General features: G+C 39.3%; 16 protein-coding genes. 12 read left to right on the top strand and 4 right to left on the bottom strand.

Going from position 1 to position 17,221, the window contains the following annotated elements:
• Window positions 1-2 precede the first annotated feature (2 nt).
• The 3 genes from AC0VYH_RS20105 to AC0VYH_RS20095 all read right to left on the bottom strand — a co-directional run bounded on the left by AC0VYH_RS20105 (window position 3) and on the right by AC0VYH_RS20095 (window position 3,511).
• Entirely contained in the window at window positions 3-1,853 is a 1,851-nt protein-coding gene (locus AC0VYH_RS20105; RefSeq protein WP_475372994.1) for a DUF6792 domain-containing protein, read from the bottom strand.
• 4 nt (window positions 1,854-1,857) lie between these two features.
• Window positions 1,858-2,457 (bottom strand): hypothetical protein, encoded by a 600-nt coding sequence (locus AC0VYH_RS20100; protein WP_194218544.1) that lies wholly within the window; start codon window positions 2,455-2,457, stop codon window positions 1,858-1,860.
• A gap of 388 nt (window positions 2,458-2,845) precedes the next feature.
• A complete protein-coding gene (locus AC0VYH_RS20095; protein WP_475366002.1) occupies window positions 2,846-3,511 on the bottom strand; it encodes a hypothetical protein in 666 nt (221 codons plus the stop codon).
• Window positions 3,512-3,630: 119 nt separating this feature from the next.
• On the opposite strand from AC0VYH_RS20095, the gene AC0VYH_RS20090 reads away from it, so the two are divergent.
• On the top strand, window positions 3,631-4,533 hold the full coding sequence (locus tag AC0VYH_RS20090; RefSeq protein WP_371017714.1) for a DUF1672 family protein: 903 nt from the start codon (window positions 3,631-3,633) through the stop codon (window positions 4,531-4,533).
• Window positions 4,534-4,651: 118 nt separating this feature from the next.
• Here AC0VYH_RS20090 and AC0VYH_RS20085 read toward each other — a convergent pair whose 3' ends face one another.
• Entirely contained in the window at window positions 4,652-5,137 is a 486-nt protein-coding gene (locus AC0VYH_RS20085; RefSeq protein ID WP_475366001.1) for a MarR family winged helix-turn-helix transcriptional regulator, read from the bottom strand.
• Between the two features lie 166 nt (window positions 5,138-5,303).
• On the opposite strand from AC0VYH_RS20085, the gene AC0VYH_RS20080 reads away from it, so the two are divergent.
• The 11 genes from AC0VYH_RS20080 to AC0VYH_RS20030 all read left to right on the top strand — a co-directional run bounded on the left by AC0VYH_RS20080 (window position 5,304) and on the right by AC0VYH_RS20030 (window position 17,075).
• On the top strand, window positions 5,304-6,956 hold the full coding sequence (locus AC0VYH_RS20080; protein ID WP_475373807.1) for an alpha-keto acid decarboxylase family protein: 1,653 nt from the start codon (window positions 5,304-5,306) through the stop codon (window positions 6,954-6,956).
• Window positions 6,957-7,196: 240 nt separating this feature from the next.
• Window positions 7,197-8,648 carry a cell wall-binding repeat-containing protein gene (locus tag AC0VYH_RS20075; RefSeq protein WP_475366000.1) on the top strand — a complete coding sequence of 484 codons (1,452 nt, stop codon included), beginning with the start codon at window positions 7,197-7,199 and terminating at the stop codon, window positions 8,646-8,648.
• Between the two features lie 126 nt (window positions 8,649-8,774).
• Window positions 8,775-10,040 carry a LysM peptidoglycan-binding domain-containing protein gene (locus AC0VYH_RS20070; protein WP_475372993.1) on the top strand — a complete coding sequence of 422 codons (1,266 nt, stop codon included), beginning with the start codon at window positions 8,775-8,777 and terminating at the stop codon, window positions 10,038-10,040.
• Between the two features lie 261 nt (window positions 10,041-10,301).
• Window positions 10,302-10,829, top strand: coding sequence for a sigma-70 family RNA polymerase sigma factor (locus AC0VYH_RS20065; protein WP_475372992.1), 528 nt, complete (start codon window positions 10,302-10,304; stop codon window positions 10,827-10,829).
• Window positions 10,830-11,780 (top strand): hypothetical protein, encoded by a 951-nt coding sequence (locus tag AC0VYH_RS20060; RefSeq protein ID WP_430243226.1) that lies wholly within the window; start codon window positions 10,830-10,832, stop codon window positions 11,778-11,780. It begins immediately after the preceding gene.
• A 15-nt stretch (window positions 11,781-11,795) separates the two neighbouring features.
• The gene (locus AC0VYH_RS20055) at window positions 11,796-12,332 is read left to right on the top strand and encodes a DUF6241 domain-containing protein (protein ID WP_430243228.1); all 537 of its coding nucleotides are present in this window, start codon (window positions 11,796-11,798) and stop codon (window positions 12,330-12,332) included.
• A 24-nt stretch (window positions 12,333-12,356) separates the two neighbouring features.
• Entirely contained in the window at window positions 12,357-12,548 is a 192-nt protein-coding gene (locus AC0VYH_RS20050) for a hypothetical protein (protein WP_475365995.1), read from the top strand.
• Between the two features lie 239 nt (window positions 12,549-12,787).
• A complete protein-coding gene (locus AC0VYH_RS20045; protein ID WP_475365994.1) occupies window positions 12,788-13,873 on the top strand; it encodes a plasmid pRiA4b ORF-3 family protein in 1,086 nt (361 codons plus the stop codon).
• Between the two features lie 166 nt (window positions 13,874-14,039).
• On the top strand, window positions 14,040-14,294 hold the full coding sequence (locus tag AC0VYH_RS20040; protein WP_194218555.1) for a hypothetical protein: 255 nt from the start codon (window positions 14,040-14,042) through the stop codon (window positions 14,292-14,294).
• A 214-nt stretch (window positions 14,295-14,508) separates the two neighbouring features.
• Window positions 14,509-15,747 carry a multidrug effflux MFS transporter gene (locus AC0VYH_RS20035; RefSeq protein WP_475365993.1) on the top strand — a complete coding sequence of 413 codons (1,239 nt, stop codon included), beginning with the start codon at window positions 14,509-14,511 and terminating at the stop codon, window positions 15,745-15,747.
• Window positions 15,748-16,016: 269 nt separating this feature from the next.
• Window positions 16,017-17,075 carry an acyltransferase family protein gene (locus tag AC0VYH_RS20030; RefSeq protein ID WP_475365992.1) on the top strand — a complete coding sequence of 353 codons (1,059 nt, stop codon included), beginning with the start codon at window positions 16,017-16,019 and terminating at the stop codon, window positions 17,073-17,075.
• Window positions 17,076-17,221 lie beyond the last annotated feature (146 nt).

Raw genomic sequence — 17,221 nt, 5'->3', positions numbered from 1 at the left:
CATTAAATGAGTGAAAAAAGCGTAGAAACTCGGTCATCTTCGTGAAACAAATCTTCAATAGCTTTTCGATACTTTTCGATATAGTCATACCCCTTAGTTACTTGTTTACGAAGAGCAGACAGCTCATAGTCGAAATCAACACCTTGAAGAGGAGGAATAGATTCGTGAACAGAGATATGACGAATGGTTTTACTTAATCGACTGAAATAGATGTGCTTTCGAAGATACATGCTATAATGAGCTGGATTTTGCTCAATATCATTTACTTTCGTAAAAACTTGATGCTTTTGTTTTAAGTATTCTTCCTCGATCTCTCTATTCACAGCGAGCTCAAACCTTCGGATTGCCTCTTCTTTTTCCTGAATAACCGTTTTTCCATCCCGATACATGCGGAGAGACGCGGATATATTCACCAAAATGGTCTCACCATTCTGACTTGTGGAGTAAACCATATCTGTACCCTGATAGGATTTATTACCAGACCTAATGGCCTCAAGCATTTCAGCTATGCTATGACTGGATACGATCGTATCCATAAGTTTCTTGTATTCTTCTTTATTTAAAGTCTCAAGCTGCGAGAGAATCTGCGTGTAATTATGATAAAGTCTGGAAGTCAAAATTGCATCTCCAGCGATAGGCGGTGGTTGGGGAATCACTGAATCGAAGCGAATCTGATCCATTTTCCAAATAATATCCTCAATGTCTTGTAAATCTTTCTTTACTTTCTCAAAGACATGCACAAGCTCGGTTTTTTGGTCAGTTGTAATATAGTTGGCTTCTACTAACTTTCCGAAAATGGTGTCGGCGTTTTGAGTAATGACCTGAACATTATCGAGAAGGTCAGGAACTTTTTCGTTCATGCTTTCGACCATATCACTAAATTTTGATTGGTCGAGCAGATATGTGCCAGAAATATTTGCGATTGGGTTGCCGTTTAATAGTTCAGGATCGAAACCTACCAAATCCTTAATCACTTGATCATTTCCATCTTTTTTAGAGGCAACCGTATAATTAATGGCAAGCTGCTGAAAGTCTTCAATAACATGGTCAGGAATTTCATCAACCAATTCACGAATGCCTTTATAAGTTGGGTTTGTATCGATCATGTCTACTTCCCCAAGAGTAACAAATCCTCTTACACCACTTGCCCCATATAACGGATCATCATAGGAGATGGTTTGATGAACCCTTTTTGCTTTTTGGCTGTAGTAATCTTTGGTGAAGGCTTCGAGGGCTTTGGGGTCTATAGTGTAGATAGCATTTCGGTTATCAGGCGAAATGGAAAATGTTTTTGCAAGTTCTCTTTGGAAATTAGTATCAGCCTCAAATAACTGATAGTAATTAGTTTGTGCACCATTTACACTATAGACTTCATCAAATGTGTTGTATAAAAGTAGAGCAGTTGTATTATTGTTATGTGCTAGTGAATGAGAAAGTCCGATTATCGGGACAGTATTGTCTTTCTCTGAAATTTGAAATTCATTTTTTACATCTTTAACAAATTCATTTGTCATCTGCGCTTGTGAATAATCTTTACCAGCAAACATAGCTTTAATGTTATAAGTCCAATCGTCATTTCCTTGGGAGCCCTGTGAAATAACATATATTTCATTGATATCATTTTCTTTTGATTTAAAATGAATTGCTGTACCGTCATAACCTGAAGTATCTCCTTCAAGTCTGACAGACTCCGATGAGTGGAAGATATCTATGTTAGCAGGAAGAACTTCCCCGAATTCTTCAAGATAAATTTGTTGTACTTCTTGAATGAACTCTTTATCGGAAAGATTGCTATACTCCAATTCTGTTATTCTTAGACGAAACTCGCGAGAATTTGATAGTTGAATCGTCATAAGTTTACTCACTTTCCGTAATGAATTTAATGGATTCTAGCCAATGATAGATAGTGGTTTTGTAATCTTTCTTAACTTGATTACAGTGACTGTCGGCATTACCCTTACTACACTCTGAAAGTGTTGTCACTTCAATAGCTCCATTATTTTCTGTGTTCTGAACCATGGCGACTACTCCAAAGTAACCATCTTCATCTTCATAAAAAGCTCTTTGTATAGTGCGTCCATCAAGTTTTTTTTCTTGAAATTGAAGAGGGAGGTCAAAATTTTCTTCAAGCGTTTGCAAGCTAGACTCCATAAATTCAGCTTTCATAAATTGATAGTATTTAATATTGATTCTGGTACTGACATTATTATCTTTTAGACCAATACTATATTTTTCAGTACCGTCTTGTACATAATATCCTCTTTCATCTATAACGCCCTCTTGAGGAAAATTCATACTATAAGCACCAGTTTCAGAAAGAAAAGGATAAAATCCTTCTTCTGTTTCGTTAATTGATTGAATGAACCCCTTAGTAAATTCATCTTCAAATGCTTTTACATTCGGCAGTTTCTCTGTATCTACTTTCTCTGGATCCGTTGTTTGATTTTCTTCACTCATTTGACAGCCTCCTAAAAATATAGATAAAACCATGAGTAGACTAATAATTAATCTCATTGTGATCCTCCAGCTTCATATGGTTGTTATAGGGCTCTTATTAAAAGATACAATAGATATCCTTTTCTTGGAATGTAACTGAGAGATTTTTTTGTTTGGTCAGCGAAGTAGAGACATTAGTACTAGCTGTGCTATGTTTGATTTATTGTCGTTTTGATGAATGGATTTTTTCTGTTAAGTGTTTTTTCTCCTATTGCTTTCTGTACAATCTGGAGTATTTGCTTAGACTAATGAGAGAACTCTTAGAGTAGAGAGGTTAGTTGGTTTGGCGATAACCTCCCCATTATTATAGTGAGATGCCTGTTAACGTTCGCGGTGTTTTGATTTGTGGTTAATTGGATGTTTCGTGTGTTTCTTGATTAATAAAATGAATGCTTTCAATCCAGTTAGTGAAGGAATTTTTTTTACTTTTTATCACTTCTTCACAATTTGATAGGTCCACTTTACATTCTGAAGTGTAAGTTACCTCAACAGCCCCGTATCTTTTAGTATTTTGGACTAGGGCCACGTATCCATAATAACCCTTATCAGTCTCGAAGTAAGCTGTACTTATTGTACGATCATCCAATTCCCTTGTTTCAAAATTAAGTGGGGATTTTGAATTTTTTATTAGCGTTTCAATTCTTGATTCTCTCAATTCTTTCTTCATAAATTCAAGGTATTTTATAGATATTTCAGAATCAGTATTTTTACCTTCTACACCAACAAGGAAACTTTCAGAGACTTTTTGTATGGAATATCCCATCTCACCTATTACTCCTCCGGAAGGGAAGTCCATTGTGTAGTGGTTGGTATCTGATCGAAAAAGATAGTATCCCTCCCTTGTCTCTTTAATGGATTGTAAGAAACCTCTCGTAAACTCATCTTTAAAAGCTCTTACTTTAGGTAGTTCTTTAGGATCAACTTTTTCAGGATCAGTTGTTTTGATCTCATTACTTATTTGACAACCTGTTATAAGAAAAGAGAGAAGAATGATTAGAGTAATTGGTTGTTTCATTGATACCTCCAAGTTAAAGGTTATATGTCTCTTCTATTAAAAGATACAATAGATTTACTTTTATTGGAATGAATAGTGCTAATCCTACTTTTATTTTATTTATACGAGAGGAGTAATTAGTGAAAAACTTTCTTTTTCTCTTCAGGATTCTTAGTCTGTTATTCATAAGTGAGTGTGCCAATAAAGAAAGCAGCACCATAAAAGATAGAGTAGAAGAAAAATACTTTCTCTCTGTTCAAGAATATACAGGGGAAGGTTATACGCTTGCGAAAGGTGAAAGAAACGGTGAGATTGCGGAAGAACATAGCGAAGAGGTTGATCGGGCAGTAAAGCAGTATTTTAAGAGAAACTATCAAACCAAAGTAAAGGTACATAGCATCGTGGGAGCAGTAGACGGTGCAATTGTTTTTGTCGAATCGGTGGGCAAACCACATTTCTACTCCTATGCAATTATCTCTGTCGATCAGCAATCAGAGACAGTAGATTCTACTGGGGTTTGGTCGCAAGAAGGTCAGGTTGGAGCTGCTATTAGTAGTGGATTATACACGTGGATCTATGAAGATGAATTTCAGAAACTTGATCAGTATTTAGATGGAAAAGTGAAAGAGTATCCTGTAGTAGGTATCTCTGAAGAAGCTAACCAAAATGGTGTGGGTAATTATCATACAACCCCTTATTATAAAGTAGTCATTTACGGTGGTGTTGTGCAAGAAAAACTTTTGAACGAGTATCTTGAAAATTCGGATCTCCCAAAAGATGAATGGGTCAATATGTTAGAAGGGGAATCAATCAATCCGGCTATGGTTAGTGTTCTTATTCAACTGTATATGGAGGAACCTGGTGTTGAACCAAACAAGGAAATATTCGATCAAATCGTGAGTGATTTATCCGATATGGACGGACTACCGATTGGAAAGTATAGTTTTTTACTGCATGATAATACAGTTGATAAAACGAATGGACAGAATAATAAGGAAAACACCCTGGAAAGAAAAGCTCCGAATTATATAATAAAGAGGTAAAGGTGTTTTTATTGATCAATTGTATATTTTAACAAATATCTTAAAAGCGGCTAGTTTATGAGTTTGTCATAAAGCTAGCCGCTTATTTTATCTCTCAAATAATTTACTCAAAACAACATCATTTAGAGTTATCTGGTTCATTTTTTAACTTGTTCTTCCACGCTTCAAACCCATCCCGCTCGACCGATAATTTCTCCATAATCGTTTGCCAGGCATCGACTTGTTCAGGCTTTAGTTCTTGGAAAATGGAAGTGAGGTGCTGTTTTTGTGTGTTGCTCAGCTTTTCCTCTAAATGTTCGCCTTTATCCGTTAGAAACAGCTGTTTAACACGGCGGTCGTGTTCCGCTTCTGATGTTGTGACAAGTTCTTTTTCGATTAAAGTTTTCATTGGTCGATGAAGCGCCTGTTTGCTTACTTCTAACAATGATAATAATTCATTCACACTAAGTCCAGGAAAACGTGCAATGAAAAAAAGAATGCGGTGGTGCACGCGTTGGATGCCGTACTCTTCAATCATAATATCTGGTTCTTCTGTGAACGTTTTGTAGGCGAAGTAAAACATGGCTAGCACTTCGTTCATTTGTTCGTTCGTTTTTTCCTTCATCACTACCCCCTGAAGCTTTGAACATATCGCATTAGTTGTATTTCTTAGTATACCACTGCGCTCATTTCGTCACCAATAAAGAGTCAACAAGTTTGACCTATATCATTCTGTTTGATACCCTTTTATTGAGTCAACATAGTTGACGTTATTAAAGGAGTGTTCAATGATGCAACAAACATATACAGTGGGAAATTATTTATTAGATCGTTTATCTGAATTAGGGATTCGCCATATGTTTGGCGTACCCGGAGATTATAATCTTGCGTTTCTTGATACGATTCTTGAGGATGGAAAAATGGAGTGGATTGGAAATGCTAATGAGCTGAATGCAGCTTATGCTGCGGATGGATATGCAAGAATGAATGGTGCGGGTGCACTTGTCACAACGTTTGGCGTTGGAGAACTCAGTGCAGTGAACGGAATTGCTGGCGCATACGCTGAACGCGTGCCGGTGGTAAAAATAACAGGCACACCAACAACGGCTGTGATGAAAAATGGATCGCTTGTTCACCATACGCTTGGTGATGGGAAGTTCGATCGCTTTGCGAGAATGTTTGAAGAAGTAACGGTGGCGCAAACGACGTTAACGGAAGAAAATGCGGCACAGGAAATCGACCGCGTCCTGCAAACATGCTGGATGGAAAAGCGTCCGGTACATATTAATCTTCCAATTGATGTGTACAATAAGCCGGTTAACAGACCAGCTTCACCATTGAATTTATCGTTTGAAGGAAATGAGGAAGTGCTGGATGAAATGGTGCGTGAGATTACGAGAGAAGCAAATGAATCGACTCAGCCAGTCATTTTAGCTGATTATGAAGTGGACCGTTTCGGAGCACGTGAAGCATTGCTTCGTTTTGCAGAAAAAACAGGTTACCCTGTTGCGACGTTAAGCATGGGAAAAGGAGTCTTCCCAGAATCTCATCCTCAATTCATCGGGGTTTATAACGGTGAACTGAGCTCTCCGGAGGTACAAAAACGAATAGACGAAGCCGATGTTATTTTTCAGATTGGTGTAAAGCTTAGTGACTCGATTACGGGTGGTTTCTCTCATCAATTTACGGAAGAACAGGTTGTCGAGATCAATCCGTATGGCGTGAAGCGGAAGGAAGCAAAATACGCTCCTATTTCAATGATTCAGGGGATGGATCAATTAGCTGCTCGTCTGGATCGATATGAGGGGGAAGCGGAGGCAACGCGATTTGCAGAGGATGATGTTTCTTCAAGTTCAAATGAAATCACGCAGAAGTGGTTTTATGAGCGAATGGCTCAATTCTTGAAGAAAAACGATGTCCTTCTAGCTGAGCAAGGAACGTCTTTCTTCGGTGCAGCGACGATGCCTTTACCTGAAGGAGCGCGTTTTATCGGTCAACCGCTCTGGGGTTCAATTGGTTACACATTGCCCGCTTTACTTGGCTCTCAGCTCGCAGATACTGATCGACGAAATCTTTTGTTTATCGGGGATGGCTCATTCCAGCTAACAGCACAGGAACTATCGAAGATCATGCGTCATCGTTTAAAGCCAATCATTTTCCTCATTAATAATGATGGTTATACGGTTGAACGCGCGATTCATGGACCTGAGCAAGTTTATAACGATATTGCGACTTGGGATTATCAAAAACTTCCGCATGCGTTTGGAGCGGAGGAGCACTTCACGACGTTTAAAGCAGTGACGGAGGAAGAGCTTGATCAGGTGCTCGCTAGTGCTAATGCAGAAGATGAGAAGCTTTGCTTTATCGAAGTTGTCATGCATCGTGACGATACGCCGGAGCTGCTATCAAAGTTAACGAAGAAGTTTGCGGCGCAGAATAATTGATGGAATGAAAAACGTAAGGAATGAATGATAGGGAGTTCGAATCATTGTTATTGATGATTCGGGCTCTTTTTTTCATATTTTAGTAGCTCATCTAACTGACATAGATTGACACTAGGTCACCCTTATTCCTCTTTCATATTTCCTATGCTTCGACAGAACCTCCCATGGTTTCTGGTTCCTAGTGCCTATATAATAGAGTGGTGCTTATGACACTATTTGGGAAAAACGGGGGATGGTTGAATGAGGAAAGTGGTTTTCTATCTAGTAGCTAGTCTTTTAATATTAAGTGGATTAACGTTTCCGGGAAAAGGTTATGCAATCAACGATGGTCATGACGAGTTGAAAAATGAAATTAAAAAGGTGGAGCAGAAGAAAGGAACGACTTTTACTGGAGAAGAACTTGAGAAAATTCAATCACAAGTAAGAGACAAGCTTGCTACTGATCCCAATAAGGTAAAAACTCTAACGGATTACTGGGAGAATGAACCCAATGATACGTTGGATCGAGCGAATCTATTAAATCTCGATGATACGGTGTATGGCACGTTTGAATGGGATGATGTTGACGTCTATCAAATTGAAGTGAAAAATCCGATAGAATTGGTTGTTTCAGGCGCTTCACAACGTGGGATTGACCTCGGTTTCCTTCTTGCTGATGGACATGGGGACTGGTTAACTCCAGATGTTAATGAGGTTTACGACGGAGTTCAAATTCAACTATATGTGATTCCAGAAGGAACTTATTATATAGGAGCTCTTGATTTAAATGGCGGTGGTTCAGATAGCATGTATGCTTTATCTGCCATGAATATGGAGTATATTGATCGCATCTCAGGTGACGATCGCTATGAAACGGCGATCGAGATTGCTAGAGCAGGGTGGCCAAATGGAGCAGATAATGTGGTTCTTGCGACCGGTTCTACTTTTCCAGATGCACTAGCAGGGGCACCGCTAGCATTCCAAATGGATGCACCGATTCTTCTAACTCCAAAAGCCAAGCTTGATAAGCGCGTAAGGAATTTAATGAAAGATTTCGGCGTGAAGAAGGTAACGATTCTTGGTGGACCGAATGCTATATCGTCAGCGGTAGAAAATGAATTAAAAAAAGATATGAAGTTAACCGTTAATCGAATTCAAGGAGAGAATCGATACGAAACAGCAGCTGCGATCGCGGAGACGCTTCTACCAAATCGAACGGCAGTCGTAGTTGATGGTGGGAACTTCCCTGATGCTCTTTCCATGGCTCCATATGCAGCTATGTACGGTCACCCAATCTTTCTAACGGATACAAATGAATTATCAAAAGCAACAAAGGATGCGATGGCAAGTTATACGAAAACGTACGTGATTGGCGGCCCGAATGCGATTAGTGAGAAAGTGAAAAAACAACTTCCATCGGCAACAAGGATACAAGGAAATGATCGTTATGAAACATCAATAGCTGTTACGAAGAAGCTGAAGCTACCCACATACGGCGTCTTTGTAGCGACGGGTGAAGGATTTGCTGATGCTTTGACTGGGTCTGTCTTAGCAGCCAAGTTTGGTGCACCTACGATTCTAACTAAGAAAAATCAACTACCAGAGTCTACTTATAAATTCTTCAAAGAAGAGCAAACGACTGATTATATTATTTTAGGTGGAACAAGTGCTGTTGGACCTGGTGTAGAGGATGATATTCTTTCGTTGGATTGATGGTGAATGGTGCCTGTCACCGCCCGAAGTATGAAAAGTTATGTCGAAATATAGGATGATTCATGAACTTCTCCTTCCCAAAATACACTAACAGTATAGTCTGCTGCATAATTGGGAGGAGATTCAATGGCGGTCCACACAGTAATAATGGGGGATAATCTTTGGCGCATTTCAATGACCTATGGTGTCCCAATCTCCACTTTGAAGACAGTGAACGGTCTCGTTTCTGATCGGCTTGTCCCTGGCTTGAATTTGTATATCCCCGATCAGGAGTTACCTGAGCGATATTATCAAATTAAAGAGGGAGATACGTTTTGGAACCTTTCTCAAAAATATAAAACATCCGTGCTAGCAATCGTTGCGGCTAATCCTAATATTAATCCGACAACGATTCCAATCGGTGCAAGAATTCGGATTCCTACTATGCAGAAATATCCTATGGAAACCCTCGTCTTCTTTGATGCAATAGAAGGCTCACCTTACTTAGAAACGTTGAATGAATTAGCAGATTCTATAACCTATTTAGCTATCTTCACTTACTCATTCACGACTGAAGGCGAGCTTATTACAATCGATGATGATCTAATCTTAAAGCAAACGAAACAGTTGAACATTAAGCCATTACTTGTCATCAGTAACTATGACGTGCAAATGTTTAGTGCGGAGTTAGCCGCTACGGTTCTTCAAAATAAAGAAAGAAGAGCAACACTCGTTCGAAATCTCGTTGCGAAAGTAAAAGAAAAAGGCTATGCAGGAATTAGTATTGATTTCGAATTCGTTCCACCTGAGAGAAGAAATGATTTTACCTCCTTTTTAATGGAGTTAAAGAAAGGGCTGGGTAATCTAACACTCCAACTCAATGCGCATGCCAAAAGCAGCGACATACCAACAAACCGTTTAGTCGGTTTTCTTGACTACAGGGCGGTTGGTGAGGTTGTGGACATAGTTTCCATTATGACGATTGACTACGGTTACGCGATTGGTCCAGCTGACCCGATCTCACCTGTGTGGTGGATCGAACAGGTATTAACTTACGCCACTGGGGAGATCGATGCTCGCAAAGTCATGATGGCGATGAGTTTGTATGGATATGACTGGACGGTGCCGATTCAGTCTAAACCAGCTCAAATGATTTCTGCGCAAATAGCCCAGAATCGAGCAGTCAATGCGTGGATTCCGATTCAATACAACCAAACCGCACAGGCGCCAAACTACCGCTACACCTTTGCAAATACGTCGCACTCAGTTTGGTATGAAGATATCCAAAGCGTCACAGCCAAATACAAACAAATGCAAGTTTATGGTTTGCTGGGTACGACTTACTGGAGGCTTCGCTTTTCGTTTCCGCAGAACTGGGCGTATGTGAAGAAGAATATGCTTGTGCGAAAATAAAAGAGCTATTCAAAATTGTATCATTCGTTCTTTGAAGAGCTGATCATTTGGTTGAAAGAATGTCAGTACTTGAAAACGAAATATCAACTCAAGAACCCCAGGAACCCCCGAACTTCCTGCGGTTCTTTTTTGTGTTGAATATCTTTAGCTAGATAAAATTTGATATTAATTCTGGTCGTAAACTGCTAAAGATGGTATATTTTTGAACCGATAACGAAAGGTAAGTCGTCTATCATACAGGTGAATCCAGGGGGGAGCTAGTTGGGGGAGAAAAAAACAGACAATGAGTTTGAGAGAAATGAAATCGTTAGGGAGTTGATTGATGACTTTGCCGAGCAGATTAAGCGGCTTGCTTATACATACGTGAAAAATTGGGCGGTAGCGGATGATATTACGCAAGAAGTATTTATTTCTTGTTTTAAAAACATAGATCATTTCAGGGGAGAAAGTAGCTATAAAACCTGGTTGTTTAAAATTACGGTCAATCGATGCAAAGATTATTTGAAAAGTAAGTGGTTCAGGTCGATAGTACCTTTTCGCGAGGATGAAAAGGTGGAGGTGGCCACTGGGCTTGATGAGATACTCGTTCAAAAGAGCGAAGGGGAAGAGATTTCTCAGAAGGTTCTTTCGCTTTCGGTGAAATATCGAGAAGTGATTATATTGTTCTATTATGAGGATTTAAGTCTTCAGGAAATAGAAGAATTAACAGGTATTAAAACAGAGACGGTTAAAACAAGATTAAGGCGTGCTAAATTGCAACTTCGTGAGCTTTATAAGGAGGTTGAGTAGATGGAGGACAAGCTGAAAAATCTTCGTAAGGATATGGATGGAACGGTATTGAAGAAGGGCGAGGTGAGTGAGAGGGAGAAGGAGCGGATTTATTACACCGTAATTCATAGTCGTTCTTCCAAGCGGAAACCAAGACGATTGGTCCCAGCTCTATCTTTCGTTACTTGTTTACTTTTGGTATTTATTCTTGGGTCTAATGGAGTTGCTAATTATTTTGGAACAGAACAAGGGCTGGAAAAAGAAGAACAAGAACAACCAGATTTATCTGTTGGTGATGATGAAGTAGAGAAAAAAATGGAGAATGAACAAGCTGAATTTGATAAAAGGAAATTTCCTGATGAGCATTACCAAAAAATTTATGACTATTTATTGAAATGGGAGTTGCCAGAAGAAAATCGCATTTCATTGGAGGATTCAGAAATTCCGTCCAATATTGAATACGAGAATGGTTATAGTTTTTCGAAAGATACTGGATATATTTCGAGTATTAATTGGGGGCAAAGAGACCCTGAAGTTGACGATCAACCTCTTCCGACAGAAGATCAATATATGGGCGTCGTTATGGGATATATCAATGAAAAGGCAGCTGACATAGAAGTCGAACTTTTATCGCCTCCTGTCGTGGGAGTCTATAATAATGAAGTTGATTTTAGGTGGGTTGTGAACGTTGATGGTATTAAAGAAATCCATGATCGGAGTGCGTTAGTGAGAGATCGGATGGAACTAGCGATGAACTATTCGGATGAACTTCCGGCATTAAAAAGCGAGATAGATAAAATCTATACAAAAGCGGACACTCTTGCAAACGACTCCGCATCTCTTGAAGACGATAGCATTGAAAAAGCGAGAGAAATTGAACAACAATATGTCGTCCTTAAGCAAAGTATCGTTAACCTGGCTGGAATCATAGATCTAGCACGAAAAGATAAATTGAACGAACAATCATACTAAGGAGTTGTCCCAAACATGCCATCCACTAAAACAATACTGATTTCAATCGTATCAATCGTCCTTTTGGCTCTTGGACTTGGCTATTGGTTTATCTCAGATATGAATACAACTTTACTAGAAGACAAAGGCGTAACTGAAGCATCTGATGAGGGCTCAGCAGAAGCGGCAGATGAGATTGATCATGAACGCTATATTGATGATGGATCGGATTCAACAGCGAATAATGATATACCGAGTGAACAACATTTTATGAACACTCTTCACGGCATGACACATCAGAAAGTTTTTGCTGATGAAAAATGGACGCTTGTTGAAATGACCGATGAGCGTATTGACGACATGCTCGCCATTCTGGATCAAGTCGAAGGTAAGGGAGAATATGAACATTACGACTTATATGAGCAAGCGTTAATGAAATGGAAAAACGGAAATTTTGAAAATGCGGTCTACGTTCATAACGAGCTCTGGAGCTTGAATAACGGGTCAGTCGGAAAGGCGAGTCGGTTATTGTCTGCTGATGAAGAGCAGGTATTTGTTGATGAGCACTACTAAACTAAAGAAAGGATTGAGAGATAAATGATGAAACTAGAAGTTTCCGAAACAGAAAAGTCCGTTTTTCTTGATGGATTAAGGTTGTGGTACAACAAGGAAAGCGGAGCAATACACCTGAAGGTACCTGGGGTGAAGGAACTTCATTATGTAAAAAAAGGTTCAGACCTGTATGAGCCGTTGCTTCAAGAGGTTAAGAGGGTTTCAAAAGACGATTAAATGAATGGTGCGGGAGTTAAACAAACGTTTGTTTAACTCCCGCCGTTTTATTTTATGTAAAGCAGTGGACTGGTTTGAGTTGCAGGGGGAGTTAGAGTGGAATACTAGTTTCATTCATAACGATATAAGTCATTCGCCATTTGACGAAACACTTCTGGAGTTAGAGAATGAATACATGAAGCGAAATTTACTGACTGAGTGGGTCTTTTTCTAAATCAACTTTAAAAAGGAGCTCTTACATGCTAATTCAATGTACCAAAAAACTATTAGATGAAGTGAAAGACGACGTAGCGATAGATGTAGATGAGGAACCTTTACATTCCTGGCATGCTAACGTCATTAAGCTTGGACGGAAAAAGGTAGTAGTTTTCGTTAATGATCAAAATCGCTATGCAATTGTACTATATGGTGTAAAAGCGAAAGACTTTAAGCAATTGGATCAGCTATTACTTAAAGGAATTGAACGAGTGTATGCGGCAGAAGGGATTAAGAAAGAGATTATTGATCAAGTCGTTCAGAACGCGGGACAGACGACTTATGCCAAAACTAAAAATCGCACAACGGTTGCGAGATTAAACAAAGCTTGTGAAAACGTGGAATTCGGTGAAGATATGATTGACCCTGATACAATTATCCAAGAAGAATTGAGTCAATGGGTTAGCAATACGTTGTATGGAAACGGAAAGAATAGCTACATTGTACCAAATGAGGAATTGTACAAAGACTTAGAAGAGCTTTCAGGTGGGGAGATTTTTAGTATAGAGGCGGTAGTTCTGAAGGTAACGCTGCAACTCAGGGATTATAATGTATGGCGAAGGTTAAGAGTACCGACGAATACAACCTTTTCGAGTTTCCATAGAATTTTACAAACCACTTTTGGGTGGATGAATGCTCATCTTCATGATTTCATGATTTATCCTTTGGAAGCAGATAAAAATAATAATCGTCCACTTATGAACTTAGTCAGTAGTAAGCATGCATTTGACTTTCAAGGAGAAACGCCAATGGCATTAGAGGGAGGAAAGAAACTTTCGGATTATCTGCCTGCTCGCATGGTGTATACCTACGATTATGGAGATTACTGGGTGCATGAAATTGAGGTAGAACGAGTCATTCAAAATTCAGATTTAAATTATTCTGTTTGCCTTGATGGGGGAGGAAATGCTCCTCCTGAAGATGTAGGTGGAGAAGGAGGATTTGAAGAATTCCTCCAAATTGTTAATGATGTGAATCATCCTGATCGTAAGGATATGATGGACTGGGCTATATCCCAGGGGTATAAGTCGTTTGATAAAGATGTTATTAATCGGTTGTTGAAGAAATAATGACAATTCGAAAAGGTATATTAAAGCATCTCTGGGTTACTTCCAGGGGTGCTTTTTAGTTTGATAGAAACGAGTTCTTAGTGCCTTCTTTCGTGTTAGATGGTTGCTATTCATATCCAGTTATTTACCAGTTCGTGTTAAAATAAGAAAAAAAAGAGGTGCTATCATGAATACAAAGAGAGACAGTGGGATTAAAGTGGCCGCCTTCTTAGTGGGTTGGATGATTCTTATTTTTGGAGTAATCACTGGGATCATTGTATGGAATGTATCTCAATCCTGGTTTGGTGGTGTGAACGTTATTGGGAGTAGCTTATTCTTTGGGGTTATTCTGCTTGGACTGTCTCAGATCATGACTTACCAGGAGCAACAGCTAAGTGAAACAGAAGAACTAAAACGTATGATAAAAGATCGGCGAGAATGAAGAAGGTTAGTTCATATATGAGTGCTAAGGGGTAAAAGGAGTGAGTCGGTTCTACATAAATGGAGGTTAAGGATACGCTGAATTCACAAATTCATTATCTCTTTTCAGTTACTCTTCCCACTAAATTCTTCTTCAAGATAATAAAAAACTTGACCCTCCAGTTACTGGAGGGTTTATGATTGTTCTGTTATAAGATATTGAGGGGAGAGCAATTATGAAACAAGAAGAATTAACAGCGACCTCAAGCGGTTCAAAGAAATCCATCTATTTCTTTATTTTTATACTTGGTGCTCTTAGTGCGTTTGGTCCTTTAACAATTGATATGTATTTACCGGCACTTCCTACGTTGGCTGATGATTTGCAAACCAATGCGTCTATGGCACAACTAAGTTTAACAGCTTGTTTAATTGGTTTAGCGCTGGGGCAAATCGTGGTTGGACCATTTAGTGATATACAGGGAAGACGTAAGCCTCTCATCATTTCACTAACTATTTATACGATCGCTTCGTTACTTTGTCTCTTTGTGACGTCGATCTGGCCATTCATTGCCCTTCGTTTACTTCAGGGACTTTCAGGTGCAGCCGGAATGGTGATTTCAAGAGCGAGTCTACGTGATAAGTTCTCAGGAACAGAGATGACGAAGTACTTTGCCCTACTTATGCTTGTGAATGGAATTGCACCAATAGCTGCGCCAGTTGCAGGCGGACAGCTTCTCCAATTTTTATCATGGCGTGGTGTTTTTGGCGTATTAACTGTGATCGGCGCCATTATGTTTTTTGCGGTTCTATTTGGTTTAAAAGAAACACTGCCTGTTAATAAGCGAAAAACAGGAGGGTTCAAAGAGGTTCTTCAGACGTACGGACTTCTTTTTAAAGATAAAATCTTTTTCGGTTATGTGCTCGTACAAGGATTTGTGATGAGTGCGATGTTTGCGTACATTTCAGGTTCCACATTCGTGCTTCAAGAAGTGTATGGACTTTCTGCTCAAATGTTTAGTCTTGTTTTTGCGTTGAACGGCGTTGGACTAATCATCGCGACCCAAACTACAGGAAGGCTTGCCGGAAAAGTAGGAGAGAGTCGCCTGCTTGTTTACGGTTTATCGCAAGCTATGATCAGCAGTGTTTTATTGCTAATGGTGATCGCAATGGATGCACCTGTTATCTATGTTTGCATTCTTTTGTTTTTCACCGTCTCAAGTGTAGGTGTGGTGAATACATCCGTCTTTTCACTAGCACTTGAAAATCAAGCTGAGCATGCCGGAAGTGCTTCAGCATTACTTGGTTTATTACCATTTCTTCTCGGTGCTATTGTTGCCCCAATTGTAGGATTAGGGGAAGGTGGTTTATCAATGGCTCTTGTGATTGCAGCATGTGAACTGATTGCCGTAGGAGCATATGTCTTTCTTGTTAAAAGGAACAAGAAAGTGTATCTTGTTGCGAATGAAGCGAGTTGATGGAATGGAATAAGACTGCTAAGCGTAGCTTAGCAGTCTTATTTTTGCTGTCGGTGGTGCGGTTGCGGCTCGCGGTGCCTGTCACTCCCCGATATTTGTCGAAGGCTATTCTTGCTCTTTCGAGAATATTATTTAGTGCGGATCAAGGCATTGTAAGGATCATGTCAGCTCTATTAATGTTTTGTAAAGAATAGCCATTATCCCTCCACAGCGAGAGTCACATCCTTATAATAGAGGTATCAAGTCAAACCACAACGGGATGTGAGCTCATGCAGAGAACGAATCAAGGTCAAAGCGAAATCATTTTTCTAAGTGCGATTACTTGTTTATTTCTAATACTCGTTCATGTTTTGGAAATGCTTTTCTTTGGAGAAGGACAGTCATTGAATGAGATTAGCTCTATTACTTATCAACTCAGTCAATTTGGGATTGCGATGTTTGCAGTGATCGTTAGCTTATATCTATTTAAACCATCGCCGAAGAAGGAGAAGCGATTAGGTGCTTTTGAAGTTTCTAAGGTTATTCTTCTATTCGTTCTCTGGAGCCTTTTCTATCTTGTTCTTGCAAAAGTAGCCATGAACGTAGAGATGTTTACCGGTTGGAAAGATTCTATTCTTACTTTTGCCATGGGGGATTCATTCTATCACTTGTCTTTTATTTCAGTCGTTCTACAATTTCTTCTATTTCTCCCTTTACTGAAGCTTGTTCAAACTAAAGTTGGTTGGTCGATTCTATTAGTTATTACTGGACTGGTTCATTACTATTTCGTATCTCCAGTCTTAACGGAAGGTAATGCATTTCTGGCCCAAGACGGTTTGCTTTTGAAATGGCTTTTCTTCTTTGTTCTTGGAGGTTACTTAGCTCGGCACTGGGATTCTGTACAGAACTTTCTAGAGAAATTCAATCGATTCGGACTTGTACCATTGATTGGATTAATTGTTTTCGAGGTTACCTACTATTTGATGAATGGCTCTATCTATCAGGCAGAATGGTTTCTTATGATAACGGTGCCTGTGATAACGATAACCTTGGTAGGGATTTATCGATCAGTTAGAAAAGTGGTGCTGTTGGATATTTTCTTGCACTCCATTGGGGAAAACACAATAGGCCTCTATTTTATCTTTCCATTCATGATTTTCGCGTATTCAAGTATTTTGCCAGATGCGGTATGGCAAAAAGAATATATTGTACTTATCTTCACCCTAGTGCTTGGAACGTCGGTTTTCATTAGTAAGCTAGTAAGGTTAATTGTCATCAACATCGAGGGGATAAAAGGCCCTGTTGTTAAAACAAAGATGCTGAATCAACAGGAACTTGGAATTAATTAAACGTTTGATTAATCCATTCCAATGAACGTAAAGAACCCATCATATTTAGGTGATGGGTTTTTTTTGTATCAATATCTCCGTTAAAATTAGTGTGATAAGAAGCGGATCTCAATCTATGAGAATAGACACATGCATGACTAATTGAC

This window comes from Anaerobacillus sp. QJM3NY_32, from assembly GCF_056173645.1.
The sequence above is the reverse complement of the archived record's forward strand: the minus strand, read 5'-3'. Positions and strand labels throughout refer to the sequence as shown.